The sequence below is a fragment of the Sphingomonas sp. GC_Shp_6 genome (genome assembly GCF_026540835.1).
Taxonomy (GTDB): Bacteria; Pseudomonadota; Alphaproteobacteria; order Sphingomonadales; family Sphingomonadaceae; genus Sphingomonas.
On record NZ_JALNUO010000013.1, the window covers coordinates 79,773 to 99,813 of the forward strand.

A 20,041-nucleotide genomic window follows, 5' to 3' on the forward strand; every position below is an offset into this window, starting at 1 on the left:
AACATCACCCTCAGGCTGGAGGTTGCTGCGCTGGCGGCAAGGTCTCTGAAGGCGCAGCGACGGTTACGGACCCGGTGTGCGGGATGACGGTCGATCCGGCGAAAACGGCGCATCATGCCGAACACGCCAGCCAAACCTACCATTTTTGCAGCGCTGGTTGCCGGACCAAATTCGTCGCCAACCCTGACGCCTATCTCGGCGACAAGCCGAAGCCTGAGCCAACGGCGACGCCGGGGGCTATCTGGACGTGTCCCATGCACCCGCAAATCCGCCAGGAGGGACCGGGGACATGTCCGATTTGCGGCATGGCGCTCGAACCGGAAGAACCGTCGCTCGATGATGGGCCTAATCCGGAGCTGGTCGACTTCACGCGTCGGCTGTGGGTGGCGGGCGTGCTCGCCGTGCCGCTGCTGGCAATCTCGATGGTCGCCGAAATGCTCGGCATCCATGTCGTCAGTGCTGCCGCATCGCCTTGGGTACAGCTTGCGCTGAGCGCCCCGATCGTACTGTGGGCGGGCTTGCCGTTTTTCCAGCGGGGATGGACCTCGCTTCGCACCCGCCATCTCAATATGTTCACGCTGATATCTATCGGGGTCGGTGCAGCCTTCCTATACAGCCTGGTCGCGACGGTCGCGCCCGGCATCTTTCCGCCGACCTTCCGCATGCACGGCGGCGTGGTCCCGGTCTATTACGAGGCGGCCGGAGTGGTGGTAGCCTTGGTGCTGCTCGGACAGGTCCTCGAACTGCGTGCCAGAGCGGCAACAGGACGCGCGATCCGCGCCCTCATGGACCTTGCCCCCAAGACAGCGCGCCGACTGCGCGCAGACGGGTCCGAGGAAGAAGTCAGCCTTGCCGACGTGGCGGCCGGTGACCGGCTACGCGTTCGTCCCGGGGATGCCATCCCCGTCGACGGCGTGGTAATCGAAGGACGCTCCTCGGTCGATGAATCCATGCTCACTGGCGAGCCCGCCCCTGTCCTGAAGGAGGTCGAGGCGGCCGTCACGGGTGGTACGGTCAACGGCACGGGCAGCCTGGTCATGGAAGCGCGCGCGGTCGGGTCGGATACGATGCTGGCGCGGATCGTCCGCATGGTCGCGGACGCGCAGCGCAGCCGTGCGCCGATCCAGGCAGTCGCCGATCAGGTGTCTGGCTGGTTCGTGCCGTTGGTCGTGCTGGTTTCTATCGCGACGTTCGTGGTGTGGTCGCTGGTCGGTCCTGAGCCGCGCATGGGCCACGCCATGCTCAATGCCATTGCCGTGCTCGTCATCGCCTGCCCCTGCGCGCTGGGTCTCGCTACGCCCATGTCGATCATGGTCGGGACGGGCCGCGGGGCTCAAGCCGGCGTTCTGGTGAAGAACGCCGAAGCGCTACAGGGGCTAGAGAAAGTCGATACACTGGTCATCGACAAGACGGGAACGCTCACGGAAGGCAAGCCTAAGCTCATCGCGGTCCAGACGATCGGCGCCGTCATAGAGAACGACATGCTCGCCCTCGCTGCGGCCGTCGAAGGGCAATCGGAACACCCGCTCGCACACGCGATCGTCGTTGCCGTCAAGGATCGAGAATTGCAGCTCGGCACGGTCACGGACTTCGCCTCGCAAACCGGTCGAGGAGTCAGCGCCACGGTCGATGGCCGTTCGGTCGTGATCGGGAGCGCCGAGCAAATGAGCCGAATTGGCGCCGATCCCAAGGCGCTCGATGCCGATGCCGATCGTCATCGCGGCGAGGGTGCAGGCGTCATCCTGGTGGCGATCGACGGCGCTCTTGCCGGCTTGCTCGCGGTCGCCGATCCGGTGCGCGCCAACGCCGGAGAGGCAATCGCTGCGCTTCGCCAGCAGGGGCTTCGCGTCATCATGCTGACCGGTGACAATCAGACGACTGCCGATGCGGTCGGCCGCGCCGTCGGCGGACTCGACGACGTGCGCGCCGGTCTGCGCCCGGAGGACAAGGCGCGTATCATCGGCGAACTGAAAGCGTCCGGTGCCAAGGTCGCGATGGCCGGCGACGGAATCAACGATGCGCCCGCTTTGGCGGCTGCCGATGTGGGCCTCGCGATGGGCACGGGAACAGACGTAGCGATCGAAAGTGCCGGCATAACGCTCACGCGCGGCGATCTGTCGGCGATCGTGCGAGCGCGGAAGCTCGCCCAGGCGACGATGCGGAACATCCGCCAGAACCTGTTCTTTTCGTTCCTGTTCAACGGGATCGGCGTGCCGGTCGCGGCCGGGGTGCTCTACCCCGTGGCGGGCATCCTCCTCTCGCCGATGCTGGCCGGCGCGGCGATGGCGCTCTCGTCCCTCACCGTGGTCCTCAACGCGCTGCGGTTGAACACGGTGAAGCTATGAACATCGGGGCGGCATCGGATGCCAGCGGCGTCTCGCAGCGCATGATCCGCCATTACGAGAAGATCGGTCTCGTGCCCGCGCCGCCCCGGCGTGGGAGTTACCGCGACTATGCCGACCCCGACGTTCACCGCCTTCGCTTCATTGCCAACGCGCGTGACCTCGGGTTTCCGATCGAGGAAATTAGGACACTGCTCGGGCTGTGGTCCGATCGCAGCCGATCCCGCAGTGAAGTCAAAATGCTAGCGCAAGCGCGCGCTGATGAACTCGGGCGTAAGGCGGCTGCGCTCGAAGATATGCGATCGACGCTGCTGGAATTGGTGAACCGCTGCCACGGAGACGATCGACCGGACTGCCCGATTCTTCGCCGCATGGAAGCATGAGGTCGCGCCGAGTCGCTAGGGCGACGAGCAACGCCGTCCCGCCACGGTCGTTGCGAAGAGCGAAGCGTGATCCGCAGCGACGCTGCCCGGCCGCGGATCGCGTCCATCGTTCGTCCCATCTCGCGCGCGATCTCACCGATGGTCTGCTTGGCCGCCACGCGCCGGCGTAGCTCGGCGTCGGTCTCGGCGGTCCAGCGTGTGCCAAGCCGACCGGTCAGCTCAATATCTCCTCGATCAGGAGGAGCCCCAAAAAGCCGATAAAGAACATGGCGCTGATGAGTGGGGTATCAGGCTTCTCGTGCGCCTCGACCAACAGCTCCTCGGTGACGAGGTAGAGCAAAGCCATCAGCCCGAAACTCAGAAACCCAGCGATGACGACGGGCGAGAGTAGTGCAACGGGTGTTGCCAGCGCCGCACCAATCGGGAGCAGCAGCGCGATCCCCACTGTGATGACGACGATGCGGGCCTTTGACCGGATCGTTTCACCGAGTTCGGTCGTCACGGTCAATCCGAGGAACAGCACCTCGAGCGTCAAGGCGATGGTGAGCAATATGCCCGCCTTGCCGCCGGCGACGAACGCCAGCCCTAGCACCAGTCCATCGATCAGGATGTCGACGCCGACTGCGCCGAGCATCGCTATAGGCCCCTTGGCCCGACCCTCGATGGCTTTCAATGAAAGCATGACGATGATGCCGATCGCCCCCCCGATGAAGGTCGCGATGGGCGAGCCTTCGTGCATCACCTGCGGAAGGATCTCGACTGCCGCTGCGGCGAACACCACGCCTGCCGCCAGATGCTGCATCGCGCTTACGACGGCTTCGCTCGGTCGTCTGGTAACGGCAACCAGCGAACCGAGCAGTACGGCCGCGACCGGGATCAGGGTGAAAACTATTGCCTGCATGTCGGGAGCCTCAAACGGTCTTGTCGGATTCGAGCGCGCACGGCGTTCCCGGGTCGGTCTCGATCTGGATCGTCGCGTGGTCGATCCCGAACTTTTCCTTCAGATCTGCCGCGACGCCGGCCGTGTAGGCGTCGCCGGGATGCGATGCCGTAACCGGCCTCGATGATGACGAAGCCGAGATTAGGGCTGTGCCGATCGCGAACGCCTTGCCGAAGCTCTTGGGGGCATGGCTGTGCCCATGCTCCCCGTGAGCGTGGCCGTGATCGTGATTACCCGGTTCGCTATGGTCATGGGCGTTTCCGCCCGCATGATCGTGCATGATCTGTCTTTCAGTGTGCCGGAGCAGGCAGCGGAGGCAGTTCGAGATGGCCGTCCGACGATGCCGGCAGCGTGCGCGCGCCGAAGCGGGCGTAGAGCGTCGGCAACACGAACAGCGTCAGAAGGGTCGCGGAGATCAGACCGCCGATGACGACGGTCGCGAGGGGCTTCTGCACCTCGGCACCGGCACCGTGTCCCAGCGCCATCGGGACGAACCCGAGCGACGCGACCAGCGCGGTCATGGCAACCGGCCTGAGCCTGGCTAGCGCCCCTTGGTGCGCCGCCACGGCCCGTTCCACGCCGTCGCGCATCAGGTCGTGGATGGAGGACACCATCACCAACCCGTTGAGGACTGCGATACCCGAGAGCGCGATGAAGCCCACGGCTGCGGAAATGGAGAACGGCATTCCTCGCAGCACCAGCGCCAGCACACCACCCACCAGCGCCAAGGGCACGCCGGTGAATACGATCAGCGCGTCCCGTACCGAGCCTAACGCCCCGTAGAGCAGCAGCATGATGACGGCGAAGCAGATCGGGACGACGATCGCCAGCCTGTCGCGCGCGGATGCCAGATTCTCGAACTGGCCACCCCATTCGAGATAGGTGCCCGGGGGCAGCTTCACCTTGGCGTCGATCGCAGCGCGTGCGTCCGCGACGACACCCGCCACATCGCGGTCGCGGACGTTCGCCTGCACCACGACACGCCGCTTTCCGTTCTCCCGGCTGATCTGGTTGGGACCGTCAACGACGGCAATATCCGCGACCGTCGACAGCGGCGCGAAACCGCCGGCTGCGGTCGGCACGGGCACCTGGGCGACCGCGGTCAGATCGGATCGTGCGCTTTCCGCCATGCGGATTACGACGGGGAAGCGGCGATCTCCTTCGAAGATGACGCCAGCCTGACGTCCCCCGATCGCAGCGGCAACCGTGTCCTGTACGTCGCCGGCGGTCACCCCGACCCGCGACATAGCGGTGCGGTTGGGACGGATGTCGAGCATCGGCAGACCTTCGGTTTGCTCGACCCGGACGTCTGCGGCGCCGCGTGTCCCGCGCAGGATGCCGGCAATGCGATTTGCGGTCGCGTTCATCTCGCCGAAGTCGTCGCCGAACACCTTGATCGCGATATCGCCGCGTACGCCGGCGATCAGTTCGTTGAAGCGCATCTGGATGGGCTGGGTGATCTCATAAGCGTTGCCCGGCAGGGTGGAGAGACGCTTTTCCAACTGCTCGACCAGCGCCTCCTTGGACAGACCAGGGTCAGGCCATTCCGTCTTCGGTTTCAGGATGACGAACGTGTCGGTCGCGTTCGCCGGCATCGGATCGGACGCGATCTCGGACGTGCCGGTGCGCGAAAAAGCGAACCGGACTTGCGGCGCCTTGGCGAGTGCCTTTTCAACCTGGAATTGCATGGCCTGGCTCTGGTCGACCGACGTGCCCGGGATGCGGACCGCCTGTACGAGGATATTGCCTTCATCGAGCTGGGGCAGGAACTCCTGGCCCAGGGTGGTGAAGGCGACACCGGCAAGCGCGAGCGCGCCGACCGCGACACCGATGGTGAGGCTCGGCCGGCGCATGGCCGCGCCGAGTCCCGGTTCGTAGCGTCGCCGCAGGAATGCGACGATGTGGCTTTCCTTCTCCTCGACCCGCTTGCTGAGCCAGATGGCGATGGCTGCGGGCACGAAGGTCAGCGACAGGATGAAGGCGAAGACGAGCGCGATGATGACGGTCAACGCCATCGGCTCAAACATCTTGCCTTCGACGCCGGAGAAGGTGAGGAGCGGCGCATAGACGAGGATGATGATCGCCTGCCCGTAGACGGACGGGCGGATCATCTCGCGGGCGGACGCGGCGACTAAACCGAGCCGCTGTTCCATCGTCAGCTCGCCGTCGCGGCCGTGCTGCGCCTCGGCGAGACGGCGGAGCGCATTCTCCACGATGATAACGGCGCCGTCGACGATCAGGCCGAAGTCGAGCGCACCGAGGCTCATCAGATTGGCGGAAACTCCGGCTTTCAGCATGCCGATGCTGGTGAGCAGCATCGTGATCGGGATAACGAATGCAGCGATCAGTGCCGCCCGGAAATTGCCGAGCAGCGCGAACAGGACGACGATGACCAGAACCGCGCCTTCGGCGAGGTTGCGGGCAACCGTAGCAATGGTGGAGTTTACCAGTTCGGTCCGGTTCATCACCGGCTTCACCACCACATCGACCGGCAAGGATCGGCCGATCTGGGTCAGCCGCTCGGCCACGCCCGTCGATACGGTACGGCTGTTCTCCCCGATCCGCATTACCGCCGTCCCGACCACGACTTCATGGCCGTTCTCGGACGCGGACCCCATGCGGAGCCCCTGCCCAGTGCGCACGGTCGCGATCTGGTTGAGCAGGATCGGCACGCCCTCGCGCGTGGCAATGACGGTGCGGGCGAGTTCGTCGGCGTTGCGCACACGTCCGTCCGAGCGGACGGCAAGCCCTTCACCGTTGCGGTTGACGACACCAGCGCCGGCGCTGGTGTTGTTGCGCTCGAGCGCGGTCGACAGATCCTGCAGCGTGAGGCGCATCGCCGCCATCCGCTGGACGTCGGGAACGACGAGATATTCCTTGGTGTAGCCGCCAAGGGAGTCGACGCCAGCCAGGCCCGCCGTGCTCTTGAGCTGCGGCGTGACGATCCAGTCCTGTACGGTACGCAGGTAAGTCGCCTTGTCAGCATCGCTGACGAGGTGATCGCCTTCCGGGGTGATGTAGCTGCCGTCGCGTTGCAGGCCGGGTTCGCCGTTACGGTGACGAGTCTGATCCAGCTCGCGATATTCGACCGTCCACATGAAGATATCGCCGAGACCGGTCGCGATAGGCCCCATCTCGGGATTCACCCCCTGCGGAAGGTTTTCCTGGGCGGAGCGCAGGCGCTCGGCGACCTGCGCCCGTGCAAAGAAGATATCGGTCTTTTCTGAGAAGACCGCCGTGACCTGGGCGAAGCCGTTGCGGCTGAGCGACCGGGTATAGTCGAGTCCGGGGATGCCTGCGAGCGACGTCTCGACGGTGAACGCGACCTGCTTTTCGATCTGATCCGGGGAAAGAGCAGGGGCAACGATATTGATCTGCACCTGATTGTTGGTGATGTCTGGCACGGCGTCGATCGGAAGCTGGCGCAGCGCGCCGATCCCGACCAATGCCGCGGCGACGGTGAAAAGCAGAACCAGCCAGCGCTTTTCGACGGACAGGGTGACGATTCTACCGATCATGGCTCAGTCCTCGTCCTTGGCTGCACTTTTGCCGAGTTCGGCCTTGAGCGTGAAGCTGTTGGTGGAGGCGATCCGCTCGGAGCCGGTGAGGCCCGATGTCACTACGACCTGACCACCGTTGGTCCGGCCCAATGTCACGGGCATCGCGCGGAATCCTGTCGGGGTCCGGACGAAAACGAACGACTTGTCCTCGATCATTTGCACCGCGGCCGAAGGCACGGCGACGGTGCGGTCGCCGCCTGAAGGCACGAGGATCGACACGTTGACCGTCTCGCCGACCCGCCAGGTGCTGCCGGCGTTATCGAGCGTCGCGATCACAGGCACCAGCCGGGTCGTCTCGTCCAGCACGGGCGAGACAAACGTCACCCGACCCTCCTGACGCCGACCGGGGGCCGTGACCTCGACGCGCGCGCCGGGCTTCACCCGGCCTGCATCATTCGGCACCAGCGACGTTGTGACGGTGACTTTCGAAAGATTGGCGACGCGGAACAGTTCGGCGTCGGCCGCGACCGTCTGCCCGAGCGTGGCGGACCGTGCGATGACCTGACCGCCGATCGGAGAGCGCACCGCAATGCGGTTAAGCGCACCGCCCCCGCTCCCGGTCGCAGACAACTGCTGTTGCGCCAGGCGCAGTGCGATACCGGCTTCCGTCGCAGCGGTCCGCGCGGCGACAAGATCCTGTTCGGGCGAGACGCGCTCGGCGAACAGGCGCTGTTCGCGGCGCAGGTTGGACCCGGCGAGGGCGGCACGTGCGCGCGCTGCCTCGACTTCGGCCTTGAGCGATGCTGCTTCCCGGCTCTCGATAATCGCGAGCGGATCGCCGCGGCTGACGGATTGGCCGAGATTGCGGGTGAGCGAGACGAGGCGCCCTCCGACCGAGGCCGACACGACCTGTACGCCCTGTGGATCGCCTTCGATCGTCGCGGACAGCTCGATCGCGCCGGCTTCGCCGCCCACGGTCGGGCGCGTTACTTCGATCCCGGCATCCGCGATCTGCGGCGCGGATAAGGTGACGACATCCTTGGCCGCTTCCTTGGTTTCGCCGGCTTCGGTTTTCTCCGTCTTTTCAGCTCCGGCTTTCTCGCCGGCTTCGCCGTTGCTGGCGCCACTACCGCAGCCCGCAAGGATGAGAGCAAGGGTCACGGGTGCAAGCGCCCGGATGATGATCTTCGTCATTGATTGGTGTCCTCGAACGAGGGCGCGGCGGCTACGAGCCGTTGGAGGCGTGCCTTCGCGTCATGATAGGTGGCGAGCGCGTCGATCGCGGCGGTTCGCGTTTCGGACAAGGTCCGCTCGGCATCGAGAAGGTCGAGCTGGCCGAACTTGCCTTCGCGGTAGCCGATCCGGGCGATCCGCGCGGCCTCGGTTGCCGACGCGAGCGCCGGTCCGCTCGCATTGCGGGCGGACGTGGCCGCATTCGCCACCTCGACTTGGGCGCGTGCGATATCCTGTGCTGTATCCAGCTCGGCTACACGTCGAAACGCCTGCGCCTGATCGCTCTGGGCGCGGGCCTGGGCAACGGCCGCCTTCCCGTTGTTGAAGACGGGGAAGGGGATCGACACCCCGAATACTGCCGCGACGTCGTTGGTCGCCTCGAGACGACGCGCGCTGGCGCTAAGCGTCACGTCGGGGACGCGCTGGGAGCGTGCGAGCCGCACCTGTGCTTCGGCTGTGGTCGCGTCCGCGCGCGCGGCGGCAAAAGCAAGCGTACCAGCGGTCGCAATCGGCTGCGCCGGACCATAGCCCTCGACGCGATCAAACCACGCCATATCGAGGGCGCCGGTGACGGGTTGGCCGATGCGGCGCGTCAGGTTCTCGCGTGTGACGTCTGCGAGACGCTGCGCGCGCTCGACGGCGGTTTCGGCATTGATGCGCAGCACGTCGGCTCGCTGCTGTTCGAGGGGCGACGCCCGCCCCGCCTGCACGCGGACGCCGGCTGCGCGCAGCGCTTCCCGGGCGATGCCGGCCTGCTCACGCGCCGTGACGAGGCGACGGTCGGCGGCCGTCGCTTCGATGTAGAGTTGCGTGACGGCAAGCCGTAGATCGGCTTCGGCCAAGGCAGAGCCGATCCGGGCGCGGCTACCGAGCGCGTCGGCGACTGCGATCCGTGCGGACCGCTTGCCCCCAAGCTCGATAGGGAACGCCAGGCCTGCCGTTGTCTCAGCGCTGCGCACCCCGCGATATTGGCCGCTGCCCGCGACGTTTTCGGTTTCCGCGACGATCGAGGGGTTGGGGCGATAGCCCGCAACGGTGCGACCCGCCTCTGCCGCCCGGACCCCGGCCGTCGCCGCGTCTAGCGCCGGCGCGGTCGCCCCGGCGAGCGCCAGCGCCTGTTCGAGCGTAAGAGTTGGACCGGTCGATATCGGTTCGGAGGATTGCGCCTGCGCGATCGACGCGCACGACGCCACGGCCAATAGGGCCGCGATTAAACGCTGCATGGGTAAGGATCTCCTGACAAACACTGGAATCCGCGCGGGTTTGCCGGGCGGAGCTTATACGTCGGTCAGGCTTGGGGAGGTCGCAGCGCCGGGTCCGACGGCGCCATCGTCATCGGACCATTGTTCCAAACTGAGGGCATTACGCGCAGATCCGTAGCGGATGCGACTGCATCAGATGCCATCGGAACGCCGATATCATGGCCATGGCATCCGCCATGATGATGGGGATAGCCCTTCTGGCTGTCCGCCGGCACCTGGTCGCCATCGCCATTGGCATGGCCGATCGACGTAGAGGCAGATACTTCCACGGCCGGCCCCTCGGCCGCGTGCGCGACCGATCCAAACCCGAGCGACAGCGCGAGCATCAGACAGAGGAAGAAAGCGGACAGGCGCTGCATCGGCCCGGCTCGTAGCAGCTTACCGATTGCCATGTAATGATCCTTGGAAATCGGCGGGCGCGGATCGCGGGTAAGACCGCAACTCGGAACGGGCCTGTCGCATGATCTGGAAGCCGCCAGCCAGTCCCAGCGTCGCCATCAGCGCTGCGACAACAAGGTCGGGCCACGCACTGTTCAGGCCGAACACGCCGCATGCGGCCAGGACGACGGCGATGTTGCCGATCGCGTCGTTGCGCGAGCAAATCCAGACTGATCGCATGTTCGCATCACCGCTGCGGAAGCGGTAGAGCATCACTGCCACCACGAGGTTCGCGATCAAAGCCACGATGCCGACGATGCCCATCATCTCGGCATGCGGCACAGTTCCGTGAACCGCCGCCCATCCTGCCGCGATCAGAACATAGAGACCAAGTAGCGCAAGAGTCGCACCTTTCAGGACCGCCGCGCGGGCGCGCCAGGCGAGGGCCATACCTGCGACGCCCAGACTGATCGCGTAGTTCGCCGTATCGCCGAAGAAATCGAGGGCGTCGGCCTGAAGCGCCTTCGAGCCGCCTGTGATGCCGGCGACGATTTCAACTCCGAACATGGTGCCGTTGATCGCAAGCGCAATCCAAAGCGCACGCCGCCATTTTGGGTCGTTGAAGGTGCCCGTCTTGTCGGACGCGCAACTCGTACAGGCCATGTTCGCCACCTCGATAGAATCGATCTGGCAGCCTATATGCACCCTCTAGTCGCTAGAGGGTCAAGCGCCATGTCCGAAAAACTGACGATTGGGAAGCTGGCCGGCGCAACCGGCACCAAGGTCGAGACGATCCGCTATTATGAGCAGATCGGTCTGCTCCCGGCTCCCGCGCGATCGGCAGCGAACTACCGGACGTATGACACCGCGCATCTTCGTCGCCTGTCATTCATTCGACGCGCGCGGGATCTAGGATTCTCGATTGACCAAGTGCGGGAATTGATGGGGCTTGCCGATCGGCGCGACCAATCCTGCATGGCCGTCGACGTTATTGCCAACCAACACCGCGACGCCATTACGCGCAAGATCGCCGACCTGACGGCTCTGGCAGGCGAACTGGATACGCTGATCGATTCCTGTAGCCGCAACACCGTTGCTGATTGCCGGATCATCGAAGCCTTGGCGCCGACCGTCTAGGCAAGCACCGACCGCTACTGCTCCGCGAAAAGACAACGCCCTATGCGGGGCGGGGCCCAGGCAACACGTCGTTTCCGACGATCGCTAATGGCGCACCCGGTCCTCGCAATCGGCCACTGGTCGTCACGCCTGCGGCACTCGGTTGAGCTTATTAGATCGCACCAATACGGCTGAGACCACTTAGACCGGAATAGGCCATATAGCCGGCGATTACGAGCATACGGCCGGCCGATGCGTACGGTGCCTTGCGCGCGAAATCGCCGAAGCCGGACCAGCGCTTTTGGATCTGGTTGACGCTGAGCGCGGCGATCACACCGGCGCTGACCATCGTCACCGCCAAGCCGACGCTGAACGCGCTGACCAAAACGACACCAAGCGAGAGGCGCTTGAGTTGGAGGCAGAGCAGGAGAACGGTGACGGCTGCGGGGCAGGGGATAAGCCCGCCCGTGAGGCCAAACAGCGCGATCTGGCCGGTCGTCACCTTCCGGTCGGCGAAACGGCGACTGATGTCGGAGGCATGGGCGCGCTCGTGCGCGTCCATGTAGGCGTTGTCGCCTAAAACCTTGAGGCCATCGCTCGGCGCTGCGTGGTCATGTTCGTGTTCGTGTTCGGCGAATGTGAGATCGTAGTCGTGGCTATGACCGCCATGCCCGAGCGACACCCGTGCCGCGAACGCGTGCGGCTCCGGTATTTCTTCGACGCTCTCAAGGAAATCGCCACGATCGACGAAGCGGAAGGTCTGCGACCGTCCCTCGTCGCGGGTCGTGGTGACGGTCACGTCATCCGCCTTCCAACCGCCCTTGCCGAAGTGCGCGCGCCAGCGAGGCGGTACGCCGTCCTCGAAGATTTCGAGACGCATCATGCCGTGGCCGGTATCGATTGAGCGGACCTCATCCTCGCCGTGATGATGATGGTGATCGTGCGCGGCCTCCGCCTTCTGGTCCGCACGCGTGCGCCAGACCATCCAGAGGCCGATGCCGAGCACCATAACCGCGGAACCAAGCAATAGGTAAGGCTCGGTCGTCTCGGTGTTGATGCCGCGGCCAAGATACTGTCCGCCGAGCGCAATCCCCCAAACGATCGCAGTATGCGACAAGGCCGCGCAAAGACCGAGCAACACGGCTTGGCCAACCGTGCCGCGCACCGCGATAATGAACGCGGCCATCATCGTCTTGGAATGACCGGGCTCCAAACCATGCAACGCGCCCAGCAGTAACGCGCTCGGAATGAACAGCCATAGGTTCGTACTGCCCTGCTGAATAAGGTCTGCAAACGAGGTCATCATGCTTCCCGATGTTTCAAAACACCCAAACGATAGCTGTGCCTGGGTGCCGAGGTCGGCCTCCTATATCCCCCCAGGGGGATATAGTATATCCCCCTGGGGGGATGCTCGACAATCGTTCAAGGAATGTCCTACATGGGGTGACATGGCCCACAGCGATCATTCCAATCATCCTGCGATCATCAAGCGCCTGAACCGTGCGAACGGCCACCTTCGGAGCATCGTCAGCATGATCGAGGAGGAGCGCCCGTGCGTCGACATCGCGCAGCAGCTTCAGGCGGTCGAAAATGCGATCGCCAGCGCCAAGCGCGCGCTGATCAACGACCATATCGATCATTGCCTTGTCCACGCGGATGAGGGCGAAGGGACCAAGGCCGCGGTGGAACAGTTTAGAGCAATCTCGAAATATTGGTGACACGGCTCAAAACGAAGCCGAACGTCACCACCACCAGCGATCTCGTCCTTCTGCAGCTTCGATGATTCCCCTGCATCGCCGGTAGCGGCTCGTGCCGAATGTCACGGCAAACACTTTCACTGCCGTTGATATCCGCTATGCTGGATATATGGAAAACGAATCGGCAATCTCCGCACTCGGTGCGCTCGCACAAGGTACACGTCTAGACGTGTTTCGCCTGTTGGTGCGCCACGAGCCGGATGGCTTGGCGGCGGGCGAAATTGCCCGCCAGCTCGACGTGCCGCAAAATACCATGTCCGCACACCTCGGCATTCTGGCCCGTGGCGGACTGGTACGATCCGAACGGCATAGCCGCTCGATCATCTACCGTGCCGATCTCGACGGCCTGCGCGCGCTCACGCTGTTCCTCGTCAAGGATTGCTGCGCCGGCAATGCGGAACTGTGCGCTCCGCTGATCGCCGAGCTTACCCCTTGCTGCTGAAAGGACGCCCCTTGGCCGTCGATATCGTCGTCTATCACAACCCCGAATGCGGCACGTCGCGCAACACCCTTGGCCTGATCCGCAATGCCGGCATCGAGCCGCATGTCGTGGAGTATCTGAAAACCCCGCCCTCGCGCGCGTTGCTGGTCGAGCTGATCGAGCGCGCCGGGATCACGCCCCGCGAGCTGCTGCGCGAGAAGGGCACGCCCTATGCGGAGTTGGGCTTGGGCGACACGTCGCTGTCCGATGATGCGCTGGTCGACGCAATGATGGCGCATCCGGTCCTTATCAACCGGCCGCTGGTCGTTTCGCCGCTCGGCGTAAAGCTCTGCCGGCCGTCCGAAGCCGTGCTCGATCTGCTGCCGGACGATCAGCTCGGCGCATTCGCGAAGGAAGACGGACAACAGGTGGTCGAAGCCGCGGGACAGCGCGTCGCCTGATGCTCCTTGCCGTCCTGATCTTCGTCGCCACGATCGCGCTCGTCATTTGGCAACCCAAGGGCCTCGGCATCGGGTGGAGCGCGATGGGTGGTGCCATCGTGGCGCTGCTTGCGGGCGTAGTCACGCTGTCCGACGTGCCGGTAGTGTGGGGCATCGTCTGGAACGCGACGGCTGCGTTCGTTGCAATTATCGTCATAAGCCTGCTGCTCGATGAAGCCGGTTTCTTCGAATGGGCGGCGCTGCATGTCGCGCGCTGGGGGAGGGGGCATGGTCGCCGGCTGTTCGTTCTGATCGTGCTGCTCGGCGCGGCGGTGTCCGCGCTGTTCGCCAACGATGGCGCGGCGCTGATCCTGACGCCGATCGTCATCGCCATGCTGAGGGCGCTGGGCTTCAAGGACAAGGCGACGCTGGCGTTCGTCATGGCGGCCGGGTTCATCGCCGACACGGCCAGCCTGCCACTGGTCGTGTCGAACCTCGTCAACATCGTGTCGGCCGACTTCTTCAAGATCGGCTTCGGCACATATGCGTCCGTGATGGTGCCGGTCGATCTGGTGTCGATCGCCGCAACGCTGGGCGCGCTGCTGCTTTTCTTCCGGCGCGACCTCCCAGACAACTATGACGCAGGCGCGCTGCGCGCGCCCCGCGAAGCGATCCGTGACGTCGCGACCTTCCGCGCCGGATGGATCGTGTTGGCGCTGTTGCTCGCCGGCTTCTTCCTGCTCGAACCGTTTGGCGTGCCGGTCAGCGCCGTCGCCGCTGCCGGCGCGATCCTCCTGCTGGTAATCGCGGCGCGGGGCCAAGTGATCCAGACCGGCAAGGTGCTGCGCGGCGCGCCGTGGCAGGTCGTGATCTTTTCTCTCGGCATGTACCTGGTCGTCTACGGACTGCGAAACGCGGGCCTGACCGACCATCTGGCGGTGCTGCTCGATCGCACCGCTCAAGGCGGCGTGTGGGGCGCCGCATTCGGCACAGGCGTGATCGCGGCCGTCCTGTCGTCGGTGATGAACAACATGCCGACCGTGCTGGTGGGCGCGCTGTCGATCGACGCGGCCCATGCCACGGGGGCGGTGAAGGAAGCGATGATCTATGCCAACGTCATCGGCTGCGATCTCGGTCCCAAGCTGACGCCGATCGGCTCGCTTGCGACTCTTCTGTGGCTTCATGTTCTTGGCCAAAAGGGCGTGCGGATCGGATGGGGCTATTACTTCCGGGTCGGTGTCACGCTGACGGTGCCGGTGCTGCTCATTACGCTGGCGGCGCTCGCGATCAGGATCAGCGTCGCGTGACGAGAATGGCAGCCTCGTTGCTCGATCCGGGCGAGCTCGCCGGGTTGGCATGGTGTCTCGACGCCGCGAACCTGCCGAGCGCCGATCTTGCCGATCCTGGCCGCGTGTTCTTCCGGTTCGAGGCGGATAGCCTCGTCGGTTATGGCGGCCTCGAGGGGGAGGGGGCCGACCGCCTGCTCCGCTCGATTGTCATCCTCGCCGATCGCCGCGGGCATGGCCTGGGGCAGGCGTTGGTCGCCTCCCTCGAACAACAGGCCCGCAACCTCCGTGTGGAGCGCCTGCATCTGCTGACGACAACGGTTGCACCGTTCTTCCGAGCGCTAGGCTATGCCGACGCCGATCGCGGTGCCGCTCCCCAAGCCGTCGCCGCACCGCGCGAGTTTACCGCGCTGTGCCCCGCATCGGCCGCCTATCTCGTGAAAGCTCTCTGATGCCGCTCCGCACGCTCCACGATCCCGACACCTTGCCGGCGCTTGATCCTGCCTATGCCATCCAGCGGCCGGCCCTGGGGCTCGGATCGCTCGATCCCGCGCCGCGTATCCTGTTGCTCTAAGGTAGCTTACGCGAACGGTCCTTTTCCCGGCTGTGCGTCGAAGAAGCGGCGCGCCTGCTCCGCTTCTTCGGGTGTGAAACGCGCATCTTCGATCCTTCCACCCTGCCGCTCCCTGACCAACACGCCGGCGACGATCATCCGGCTGTCCACGAACTGCGAGAGTTGTCGCTATGGTCGGAAGGACAGGTGTGGTGCAGCCCCGAACGGCACGGCCAGATTACGGGTATCATGAAGCTGCAGATCGATCATCTGCCGCTGTCGATGGGCAGGATGCGACCGACCCAGGGGCGCACGCTGGCAGTCATGCAGGTGTCGGCGGGGTCGCAGTCGTTCAACAGCGTCAACACGCTGCGCGTGCTGGGCCGCTGGATGAGGATGGTCACGATCCCGAACCAGTCGAGCGTCGCCAAGACGTTCAACGAGTTCGACGATGCCGGGCGCATGAAACCGTCCAGCTACTATGACCGGATCGTCGACGTGATGGAGGAACTGGTGCGGTTCACGGTGCTGCTGCGCCCTCATGCGGTCCAGCTCGTCGATCGCTACTCGGAACGGAAGGAAGCCGGCGTGCCGATCGACACGGCGACGGATCTGTCGAGCGTTGCGACCGCCCCCCAAGGATAGCCTGACAGATTTCAGCGCTAGTCGACGTCAAAGCTGACGACGCTCGGCGAGCAGCCGCTTGGTGGTCCCTGCGCTGGCGGGCCTCCGGGGCGGGGTGCGGCGCATGACGGGCTCAGTGCCGCGCATGCGCGCGGGGCGATAGGTGTGCCACGTGGCACACCTCACGGGAGGATCGTCATCCGTCAGGGCTGAGACGCCGGTGCGGTGGCTCGGTTGGCAGAAACGTGCCGATAAAGCCGGCTCCGGCGGAGTCGTGCCGCAAGCCCCTTAAATCAGGCCAGATCGCTTCTGCGTCCCAGCCGGCCAAGAAACCGCTTTGGAAGAGACTTGCGAACGGCATCGTAGGGAACGCTTGCCAGTGCGCCTTCATGCGGGACGGCCAGAATGTCCCGGGATTGATCCGCCTGACGAAGCAGCTGGCCACGGCCACGACACCATTTACACGCGTGCGCCGCTCCAGATCGCCATCAATATGCACGAGCTGCGGTGCCTCGAACGGCTTGCGCTCCAACGGCTAATGATGCCTGCGTTCCACAGACGGGCATGATGCGCGCTGATGTTGCGCACGAACGCGAGCGTCTTGATCCAGCTCACCAGCGTGTTGGGAAGAAGGCCGTAGCGCTTGCCGGTGGCGGCACGATCGTTGGGATGCGCCATCTCGAGCAACCAGGACAAGGTCTCGAAATTCCATGCCTCGACTGCCATTCATATCGGCACGACCAAGCCGCGCGGTTTGAGAAGCGCGATCTGATCGGCGAAACTAAGGAGAGGGCGTGGTATAGGGCGCAAGCATCCGGCCCAGATACGGAGAAGGCCGCCCCTTGATGCCAGCGGCAACAGAGGGGAGGGCCATGTTGCGTCCGATATAGGCCTGGATGCATGAGGGTTCAAATAGGATTTGAAAGCCGGTCAGGGAGTTATCTAGCTTTCTTCGGGGGATGACCGCGCTCCTGCAACTCAACGTCGCCGGAACGACTTGGACATCGCGACCCGAAGATGCGCTGCTGATCGGCCAATTAAGTCGCAGTGATCAACGCGGTCCGTGGCGCCATGCAGGCATGATCTGAGAGAGAGTGTGCCACGTGGCACACCTGCAACGTTTGCTGGGCGCCATTCGGCTGCGATTGTAGAACGCGCTTTGATATCGACGGCGATCGCGCGACCGGCTGTAGCGGAGAGAGGCCACAGGCGTTATCTTGAGATAACGATTTAACCTTGCCGCAGGAGGGTAGGATATGGCGACCCACGCGATAATTCAGCTTGGCAACCCCAAGGTGAGAAGGCGCAAGACCCGCTTCGGAAGCGTGACGGTGACTGCACCCGCGCCTTCCGAGGCGGTGGTCCAGCACAACGTGAAGGCCAGCACGCAAGCGCTCGAGCGGGTAACGGGACGTTTGGCCAAAGCCGGCGTTCGGCTTTACGCCAAGAAGGACGTGCCCCTCTATTCGCTCGACAGCGACAATCCCGAAGTGATGATCCGCAGGCTCAACGGTAAGGTCGAGCGAGGCAGCTTCGTCGATGGTACCTTCAGGGCGGCGGGTTGACGCCTGCGCTCAAAGCAAGCCGCCAAGTTCGTGAAACCCAAGATAAGCACAAACGCCCTTGCGATCAGTCCCACGGGAACGCCGTAAGGCAGGTATTGCGGTTTTCTTCTCCGCTGCCCTTATATATATAGAGTGAACCTGCGGCGGCTTATCGGGCGTGTCCGTTTCCCGAGAGGGTACTAACAGACTGGGGCCGCCCAAAAAAGGCGGCCCTTGGTTTATCTGCTCTCGAGGAGTGCCACTCCACGCGCAGATCATTCCCGGCGCTTGAAGATTTCATTTCGCGACTCTAGCCGCAGCAACTCGCCACGCCCCCGGTCAGCCGAGCCTCCTGAATGGGCGGGCATGGGATGTCGGCAAACGAACAGTAGACGCAGCAATCACCAGCGTTCGGCCGGAGCACTGCGGCACAACCCTTGCAGTCGTAGAAAAATTGGCACGCATTCGTCGGCATCGTCTCGGTTTCCACGTGTCCGCACTTCGGACAGGTAATCGTCGATCTTGGTTCGATCGCCGTCGCGTCAGCCCCCCGGCTCATCGTGTCGCAATCCGTGCGGGATAACCGACCTTGGTCGAGGCCGCCGCGATCCCTGCAGGCGTCGCGCGCGCCGGGTCGTAATTCACTGTCGCGATCTTGGTCGAGAAATCCACAGTAACGTGGGTGACGCCGGGCACGCGTCCCATCGCCGCCTTCACCGCGATCGGGCAGGTCGGGCATGTGAGATTGCTGACCGCAAACGTGACGCTTCGTTCAGGGGCGGCGATGGCCGCTGAGGGCAGGCAGAACGCAGCGAGTGTGAGCACGAGATGTCGGTTCATCGGGATTCCTAGTAGAAAACGGGTGCCCACCACCGAGTGGTAAGCGCGAGAATGACCAGCACGGCACCGAGCCAGAGCACTGTCCGGGTGAGCGTCCGGCGACGGATGCTTGCGCAGGCCCCTTCAGCGCATCTGTTTGGCTGCCCGTGATAGGCGTGCCAGAGACCTACTGTGATCAGCCCCAACGTCACGACCGCGAACAGCGGGGTGTAGGGCTCGAGCACAGCAAGATTGCCGATCCACGCACCGCTGACGCCGATCAGGACGAGACTAAGAGGCAGCAAGCAGCAGGACGACGCAAGCAGCGCGCCTGCGATGCCGCCTGCGGCGAGCCAGCCGGCACGGCGATCACTCAGGCTGCCGGATGTTGATGGTCGATCCATTCCAGGTTCCGATCCTTGTATGAAAAGACTATAGGGTCTGTAGTGACTACAGGTTCAAGAGGTATTTTAATGGTGATTGCGGGACGGTCCAGGAAGCGTGGCGACGTTGCCCGGCGGTTCGGATGCAACATCGAGACCGTGCGTCACTACGAGAAAATCGGGCTGCTCGACGCGCCGGATCGAACAGCGTCTGGGCACAGGCTCTATTCGGCCGACGACGAGGCGCAACTCGCGTTTATCCTACGCGGTCGTCAACTCGGCTTCTCGATTGACGAGCTGCGAGGGCTCCTGAGTCTAGGCGGATCTGGTTCCGAGGCCTGCGGCGAAGCCAATGCGCTCACGCAGCGTCATCTAGCCGACGTGCGCGCCAAGCTGCGCGATTTGGCGCGATTGGAGAAGACGTTGGTCGCGATCTCTGCGCAGTGTGAGCACGGCGAAGACGGCCTGGGCTGCCCCATCCTTGAGGCATTACAGGCCGGACCGGAGGGTCAATGACCTGTTCTAAATAGTGCCGCGACGTGCCTAACGCCTGCCCGGTCAGGGCAGCCCGCATCAGCCTAGCGATCGTCAACCGTGAGGGCAGCAATTTATCGAAGTTCCGAGGCGTGCCGGCGGGGTGTGGCCTGAAGCGGAGGTCCCGTCGACTAAGCGCTTGTTCCAAGCGCGCATCCCTTCGGCATTGTCGCCCGCTGGCCAAAGTCTGCTATTCGTTAGCGACAAGGCGTCTCTTCAGGTTCTGAGCAGCATTCTTCAGGGATCCGCCGCCCTTCAGCACCTGAGGCGCGATCGGTTTGGTAAGATCAACGCCCTTTTCCAATTTCAGGCGGCCGTTGAGCGCACCGACGCCGCGCACGGTCTGAAAACGACCTGTTTTCGGGTCACGAACCGAAGTGCTGGTTGAGGTAGGCTGCGCCCTGGCCATAGCTCAAATATACTTCGTCGCTCGCGCTGAAGATAGGTGTGCCACGTGGCACACCTCCTCTACCAGGAATTCAATCTACACGCACTCGCGCTGCAAATCGCTTTTTTCCTACAGCAT

At 64.2% G+C, this 20,041-nt stretch carries 23 protein-coding genes and 1 pseudogene; 11 read left to right on the top strand and 13 right to left on the bottom strand.

Going from position 1 to position 20,041, the window contains the following annotated elements; translation table 11 throughout:
- The first annotated feature begins 74 nt into the window (after positions 1-74).
- Together OXQ95_RS14350 and OXQ95_RS14355 are read left to right on the top strand one after the other, a co-directional pair.
- Positions 75-2,345, top strand: coding sequence for a heavy metal translocating P-type ATPase (locus OXQ95_RS14350; protein WP_267382073.1), 2,271 nt, complete (start codon positions 75-77; stop codon positions 2,343-2,345).
- Positions 2,342-2,725, top strand: a complete 384-nt coding sequence (locus OXQ95_RS14355) for a MerR family DNA-binding protein (protein WP_267382074.1) — start codon at positions 2,342-2,344, stop codon at positions 2,723-2,725. Before OXQ95_RS14350 ends, OXQ95_RS14355 begins: the two co-directional genes overlap by 4 nt.
- Before the next feature lie 214 nt (positions 2,726-2,939).
- Here OXQ95_RS14355 and OXQ95_RS14360 read toward each other — a convergent pair whose 3' ends face one another.
- The 7 genes from OXQ95_RS14360 to OXQ95_RS14390 form a co-directional block, all read right to left on the bottom strand.
- The gene (locus OXQ95_RS14360; protein WP_267382075.1) at positions 2,940-3,626 is read right to left on the bottom strand and encodes a transporter; all 687 of its coding nucleotides are present in this window, start codon (positions 3,624-3,626) and stop codon (positions 2,940-2,942) included.
- Between the two features lie 10 nt (positions 3,627-3,636).
- Complete coding sequence (locus OXQ95_RS14365; protein ID WP_267382076.1) at positions 3,637-3,945, bottom strand: hypothetical protein; 309 nt, start codon at positions 3,943-3,945, stop codon at positions 3,637-3,639.
- Between the two features lie 10 nt (positions 3,946-3,955).
- Positions 3,956-7,183 carry a CusA/CzcA family heavy metal efflux RND transporter gene (locus OXQ95_RS14370; RefSeq protein ID WP_267382077.1) on the bottom strand — a complete coding sequence of 1,076 codons (3,228 nt, stop codon included), beginning with the start codon at positions 7,181-7,183 and terminating at the stop codon, positions 3,956-3,958.
- A gap of 3 nt (positions 7,184-7,186) precedes the next feature.
- Positions 7,187-8,359, bottom strand: a complete 1,173-nt coding sequence (locus OXQ95_RS14375; protein WP_267382078.1) for an efflux RND transporter periplasmic adaptor subunit — start codon at positions 8,357-8,359, stop codon at positions 7,187-7,189.
- Positions 8,356-9,621, bottom strand: a complete 1,266-nt coding sequence (locus OXQ95_RS14380; RefSeq protein WP_267382079.1) for a TolC family protein — start codon at positions 9,619-9,621, stop codon at positions 8,356-8,358. The genes OXQ95_RS14375 and OXQ95_RS14380 overlap by 4 nt, the downstream gene beginning before the upstream one ends.
- Positions 9,622-9,686: 65 nt before the next feature.
- Positions 9,687-10,019: a hypothetical protein gene (locus OXQ95_RS14385; protein ID WP_267382080.1), complete on the bottom strand. Its 333-nt coding sequence runs from the start codon at positions 10,017-10,019 to the stop codon at positions 9,687-9,689.
- Between the two features lie 19 nt (positions 10,020-10,038).
- Positions 10,039-10,701: a cation transporter gene (locus OXQ95_RS14390; protein WP_267382093.1), complete on the bottom strand. Its 663-nt coding sequence runs from the start codon at positions 10,699-10,701 to the stop codon at positions 10,039-10,041.
- A gap of 69 nt (positions 10,702-10,770) precedes the next feature.
- On the opposite strand from OXQ95_RS14390, the gene OXQ95_RS14395 reads away from it, so the two are divergent.
- Positions 10,771-11,175 (top strand): helix-turn-helix domain-containing protein, encoded by a 405-nt coding sequence (locus tag OXQ95_RS14395; protein ID WP_267382082.1) that lies wholly within the window; start codon positions 10,771-10,773, stop codon positions 11,173-11,175.
- Between the two features lie 151 nt (positions 11,176-11,326).
- Here OXQ95_RS14395 and OXQ95_RS14400 read toward each other — a convergent pair whose 3' ends face one another.
- The gene (locus OXQ95_RS14400; RefSeq protein WP_276589106.1) at positions 11,327-12,460 is read right to left on the bottom strand and encodes a nickel/cobalt efflux transporter; all 1,134 of its coding nucleotides are present in this window, start codon (positions 12,458-12,460) and stop codon (positions 11,327-11,329) included.
- A 142-nt stretch (positions 12,461-12,602) separates the two neighbouring features.
- On the opposite strand from OXQ95_RS14400, the gene OXQ95_RS14405 reads away from it, so the two are divergent.
- The 6 genes and pseudogenes from OXQ95_RS14405 to arsH all read left to right on the top strand — a co-directional run bounded on the left by OXQ95_RS14405 (position 12,603) and on the right by arsH (position 16,256).
- A complete protein-coding gene (locus OXQ95_RS14405; RefSeq protein WP_267382083.1) occupies positions 12,603-12,872 on the top strand; it encodes a metal-sensing transcriptional repressor in 270 nt (89 codons plus the stop codon).
- Between the two features lie 148 nt (positions 12,873-13,020).
- Positions 13,021-13,353, top strand: a complete 333-nt coding sequence (locus tag OXQ95_RS14410; RefSeq protein WP_267382095.1) for a metalloregulator ArsR/SmtB family transcription factor — start codon at positions 13,021-13,023, stop codon at positions 13,351-13,353.
- A gap of 11 nt (positions 13,354-13,364) precedes the next feature.
- Positions 13,365-13,793 carry an arsenate reductase (glutaredoxin) gene (gene arsC / locus OXQ95_RS14415; protein ID WP_267382084.1) on the top strand — a complete coding sequence of 143 codons (429 nt, stop codon included), beginning with the start codon at positions 13,365-13,367 and terminating at the stop codon, positions 13,791-13,793.
- Positions 13,793-15,079 carry an arsenic transporter gene (locus OXQ95_RS14420; RefSeq protein ID WP_267382085.1) on the top strand — a complete coding sequence of 429 codons (1,287 nt, stop codon included), beginning with the start codon at positions 13,793-13,795 and terminating at the stop codon, positions 15,077-15,079. Before arsC ends, OXQ95_RS14420 begins: the two co-directional genes overlap by 1 nt.
- Before the next feature lie 17 nt (positions 15,080-15,096).
- Positions 15,097-15,510, top strand: coding sequence for an arsenic resistance N-acetyltransferase ArsN2 (arsN2, locus tag OXQ95_RS14425; RefSeq protein ID WP_346731930.1), 414 nt, complete (start codon positions 15,097-15,099; stop codon positions 15,508-15,510).
- Positions 15,510-16,256: pseudogene (gene arsH, locus OXQ95_RS14430) on the top strand (arsenical resistance protein ArsH). Before arsN2 ends, arsH begins: the two are co-directional and overlap by 1 nt.
- A gap of 438 nt (positions 16,257-16,694) precedes the next feature.
- Here the strand turns inward: arsH and OXQ95_RS14435 are convergent.
- Positions 16,695-16,961 carry an Abi family protein gene (locus OXQ95_RS14435; protein WP_262827251.1) on the bottom strand — a complete coding sequence of 89 codons (267 nt, stop codon included), beginning with the start codon at positions 16,959-16,961 and terminating at the stop codon, positions 16,695-16,697.
- 530 nt (positions 16,962-17,491) lie between these two features.
- Between OXQ95_RS14435 and OXQ95_RS14440 the strand changes: the two genes are divergently transcribed.
- Positions 17,492-17,800, top strand: coding sequence for a hypothetical protein (locus OXQ95_RS14440; protein WP_262827252.1), 309 nt, complete (start codon positions 17,492-17,494; stop codon positions 17,798-17,800).
- A gap of 289 nt (positions 17,801-18,089) precedes the next feature.
- Here the strand turns inward: OXQ95_RS14440 and OXQ95_RS18750 are convergent, their stop codons facing one another.
- The 3 genes from OXQ95_RS18750 to OXQ95_RS14450 are packed head-to-tail and all read right to left on the bottom strand — an operon-like array spanning position 18,090 to position 19,002.
- Positions 18,090-18,338: a GDCCVxC domain-containing (seleno)protein gene (locus OXQ95_RS18750; RefSeq protein ID WP_276589107.1), complete on the bottom strand. Its 249-nt coding sequence runs from the start codon at positions 18,336-18,338 to the stop codon at positions 18,090-18,092.
- A complete protein-coding gene (locus OXQ95_RS14445; protein ID WP_133192460.1) occupies positions 18,335-18,619 on the bottom strand; it encodes a cation transporter in 285 nt (94 codons plus the stop codon). Before OXQ95_RS14445 ends, OXQ95_RS18750 begins: the two co-directional genes overlap by 4 nt.
- A gap of 8 nt (positions 18,620-18,627) precedes the next feature.
- Entirely contained in the window at positions 18,628-19,002 is a 375-nt protein-coding gene (locus tag OXQ95_RS14450; protein ID WP_262827253.1) for a mercuric transporter MerT family protein, read from the bottom strand.
- 69 nt (positions 19,003-19,071) lie between these two features.
- Here OXQ95_RS14450 and OXQ95_RS14455 point away from each other — a divergent pair, with 69 nt between their 5' ends.
- Positions 19,072-19,497, top strand: coding sequence for a MerR family DNA-binding protein (locus tag OXQ95_RS14455; RefSeq protein WP_262827254.1), 426 nt, complete (start codon positions 19,072-19,074; stop codon positions 19,495-19,497).
- Between the two features lie 208 nt (positions 19,498-19,705).
- On the opposite strand, the gene OXQ95_RS14460 is transcribed toward OXQ95_RS14455, so the two are convergent.
- Complete coding sequence (locus OXQ95_RS14460; RefSeq protein WP_262827255.1) at positions 19,706-19,924, bottom strand: hypothetical protein; 219 nt, start codon at positions 19,922-19,924, stop codon at positions 19,706-19,708.
- Positions 19,925-20,041 lie beyond the last annotated feature (117 nt).

Excerpts from the sequence above, each read along its gene's own strand:
- OXQ95_RS14355 (WP_267382074.1), top strand. The coding sequence starts at position 2,342 with ATGAACATCGGGGCGGCATCGGATGCCAGCGGCGTCTCGCAGCGCATG.
- OXQ95_RS14360 (WP_267382075.1), bottom strand. The coding sequence starts at position 3,626 with ATGCAGGCAATAGTTTTCACCCTGATCCCGGTCGCGGCCGTACTGCTC.
- OXQ95_RS14365 (WP_267382076.1), bottom strand. The coding sequence starts at position 3,945 with ATGCACGATCATGCGGGCGGAAACGCCCATGACCATAGCGAACCGGGT.
- OXQ95_RS14370 (WP_267382077.1), bottom strand. The coding sequence starts at position 7,183 with ATGATCGGTAGAATCGTCACCCTGTCCGTCGAAAAGCGCTGGCTGGTT.
- OXQ95_RS14375 (WP_267382078.1), bottom strand. The coding sequence starts at position 8,359 with ATGACGAAGATCATCATCCGGGCGCTTGCACCCGTGACCCTTGCTCTC.
- OXQ95_RS14380 (WP_267382079.1), bottom strand. The coding sequence starts at position 9,621 with ATGCAGCGTTTAATCGCGGCCCTATTGGCCGTGGCGTCGTGCGCGTCG.
- OXQ95_RS14385 (WP_267382080.1), bottom strand. The coding sequence starts at position 10,019 with ATGCAGCGCCTGTCCGCTTTCTTCCTCTGTCTGATGCTCGCGCTGTCG.
- OXQ95_RS14390 (WP_267382093.1), bottom strand. The coding sequence starts at position 10,701 with ATGGCCTGTACGAGTTGCGCGTCCGACAAGACGGGCACCTTCAACGAC.
- OXQ95_RS14395 (WP_267382082.1), top strand. The coding sequence starts at position 10,771 with ATGTCCGAAAAACTGACGATTGGGAAGCTGGCCGGCGCAACCGGCACC.
- OXQ95_RS14400 (WP_276589106.1), bottom strand. The coding sequence starts at position 12,460 with ATGATGACCTCGTTTGCAGACCTTATTCAGCAGGGCAGTACGAACCTA.
- OXQ95_RS14405 (WP_267382083.1), top strand. The coding sequence starts at position 12,603 with ATGGCCCACAGCGATCATTCCAATCATCCTGCGATCATCAAGCGCCTG.
- OXQ95_RS14410 (WP_267382095.1), top strand. The coding sequence starts at position 13,021 with ATGGAAAACGAATCGGCAATCTCCGCACTCGGTGCGCTCGCACAAGGT.
- OXQ95_RS14420 (WP_267382085.1), top strand. The coding sequence starts at position 13,793 with ATGCTCCTTGCCGTCCTGATCTTCGTCGCCACGATCGCGCTCGTCATT.
- OXQ95_RS14435 (WP_262827251.1), bottom strand. The coding sequence starts at position 16,961 with ATGGCAGTCGAGGCATGGAATTTCGAGACCTTGTCCTGGTTGCTCGAG.
- OXQ95_RS14440 (WP_262827252.1), top strand. The coding sequence starts at position 17,492 with ATGGCGACCCACGCGATAATTCAGCTTGGCAACCCCAAGGTGAGAAGG.
- OXQ95_RS18750 (WP_276589107.1), bottom strand. The coding sequence starts at position 18,338 with ATGAGCCGGGGGGCTGACGCGACGGCGATCGAACCAAGATCGACGATT.
- OXQ95_RS14445 (WP_133192460.1), bottom strand. The coding sequence starts at position 18,619 with ATGAACCGACATCTCGTGCTCACACTCGCTGCGTTCTGCCTGCCCTCA.
- OXQ95_RS14450 (WP_262827253.1), bottom strand. The coding sequence starts at position 19,002 with ATGGATCGACCATCAACATCCGGCAGCCTGAGTGATCGCCGTGCCGGC.
- OXQ95_RS14455 (WP_262827254.1), top strand. The coding sequence starts at position 19,072 with ATGGTGATTGCGGGACGGTCCAGGAAGCGTGGCGACGTTGCCCGGCGG.
- OXQ95_RS14460 (WP_262827255.1), bottom strand. The coding sequence starts at position 19,924 with ATGGCCAGGGCGCAGCCTACCTCAACCAGCACTTCGGTTCGTGACCCG.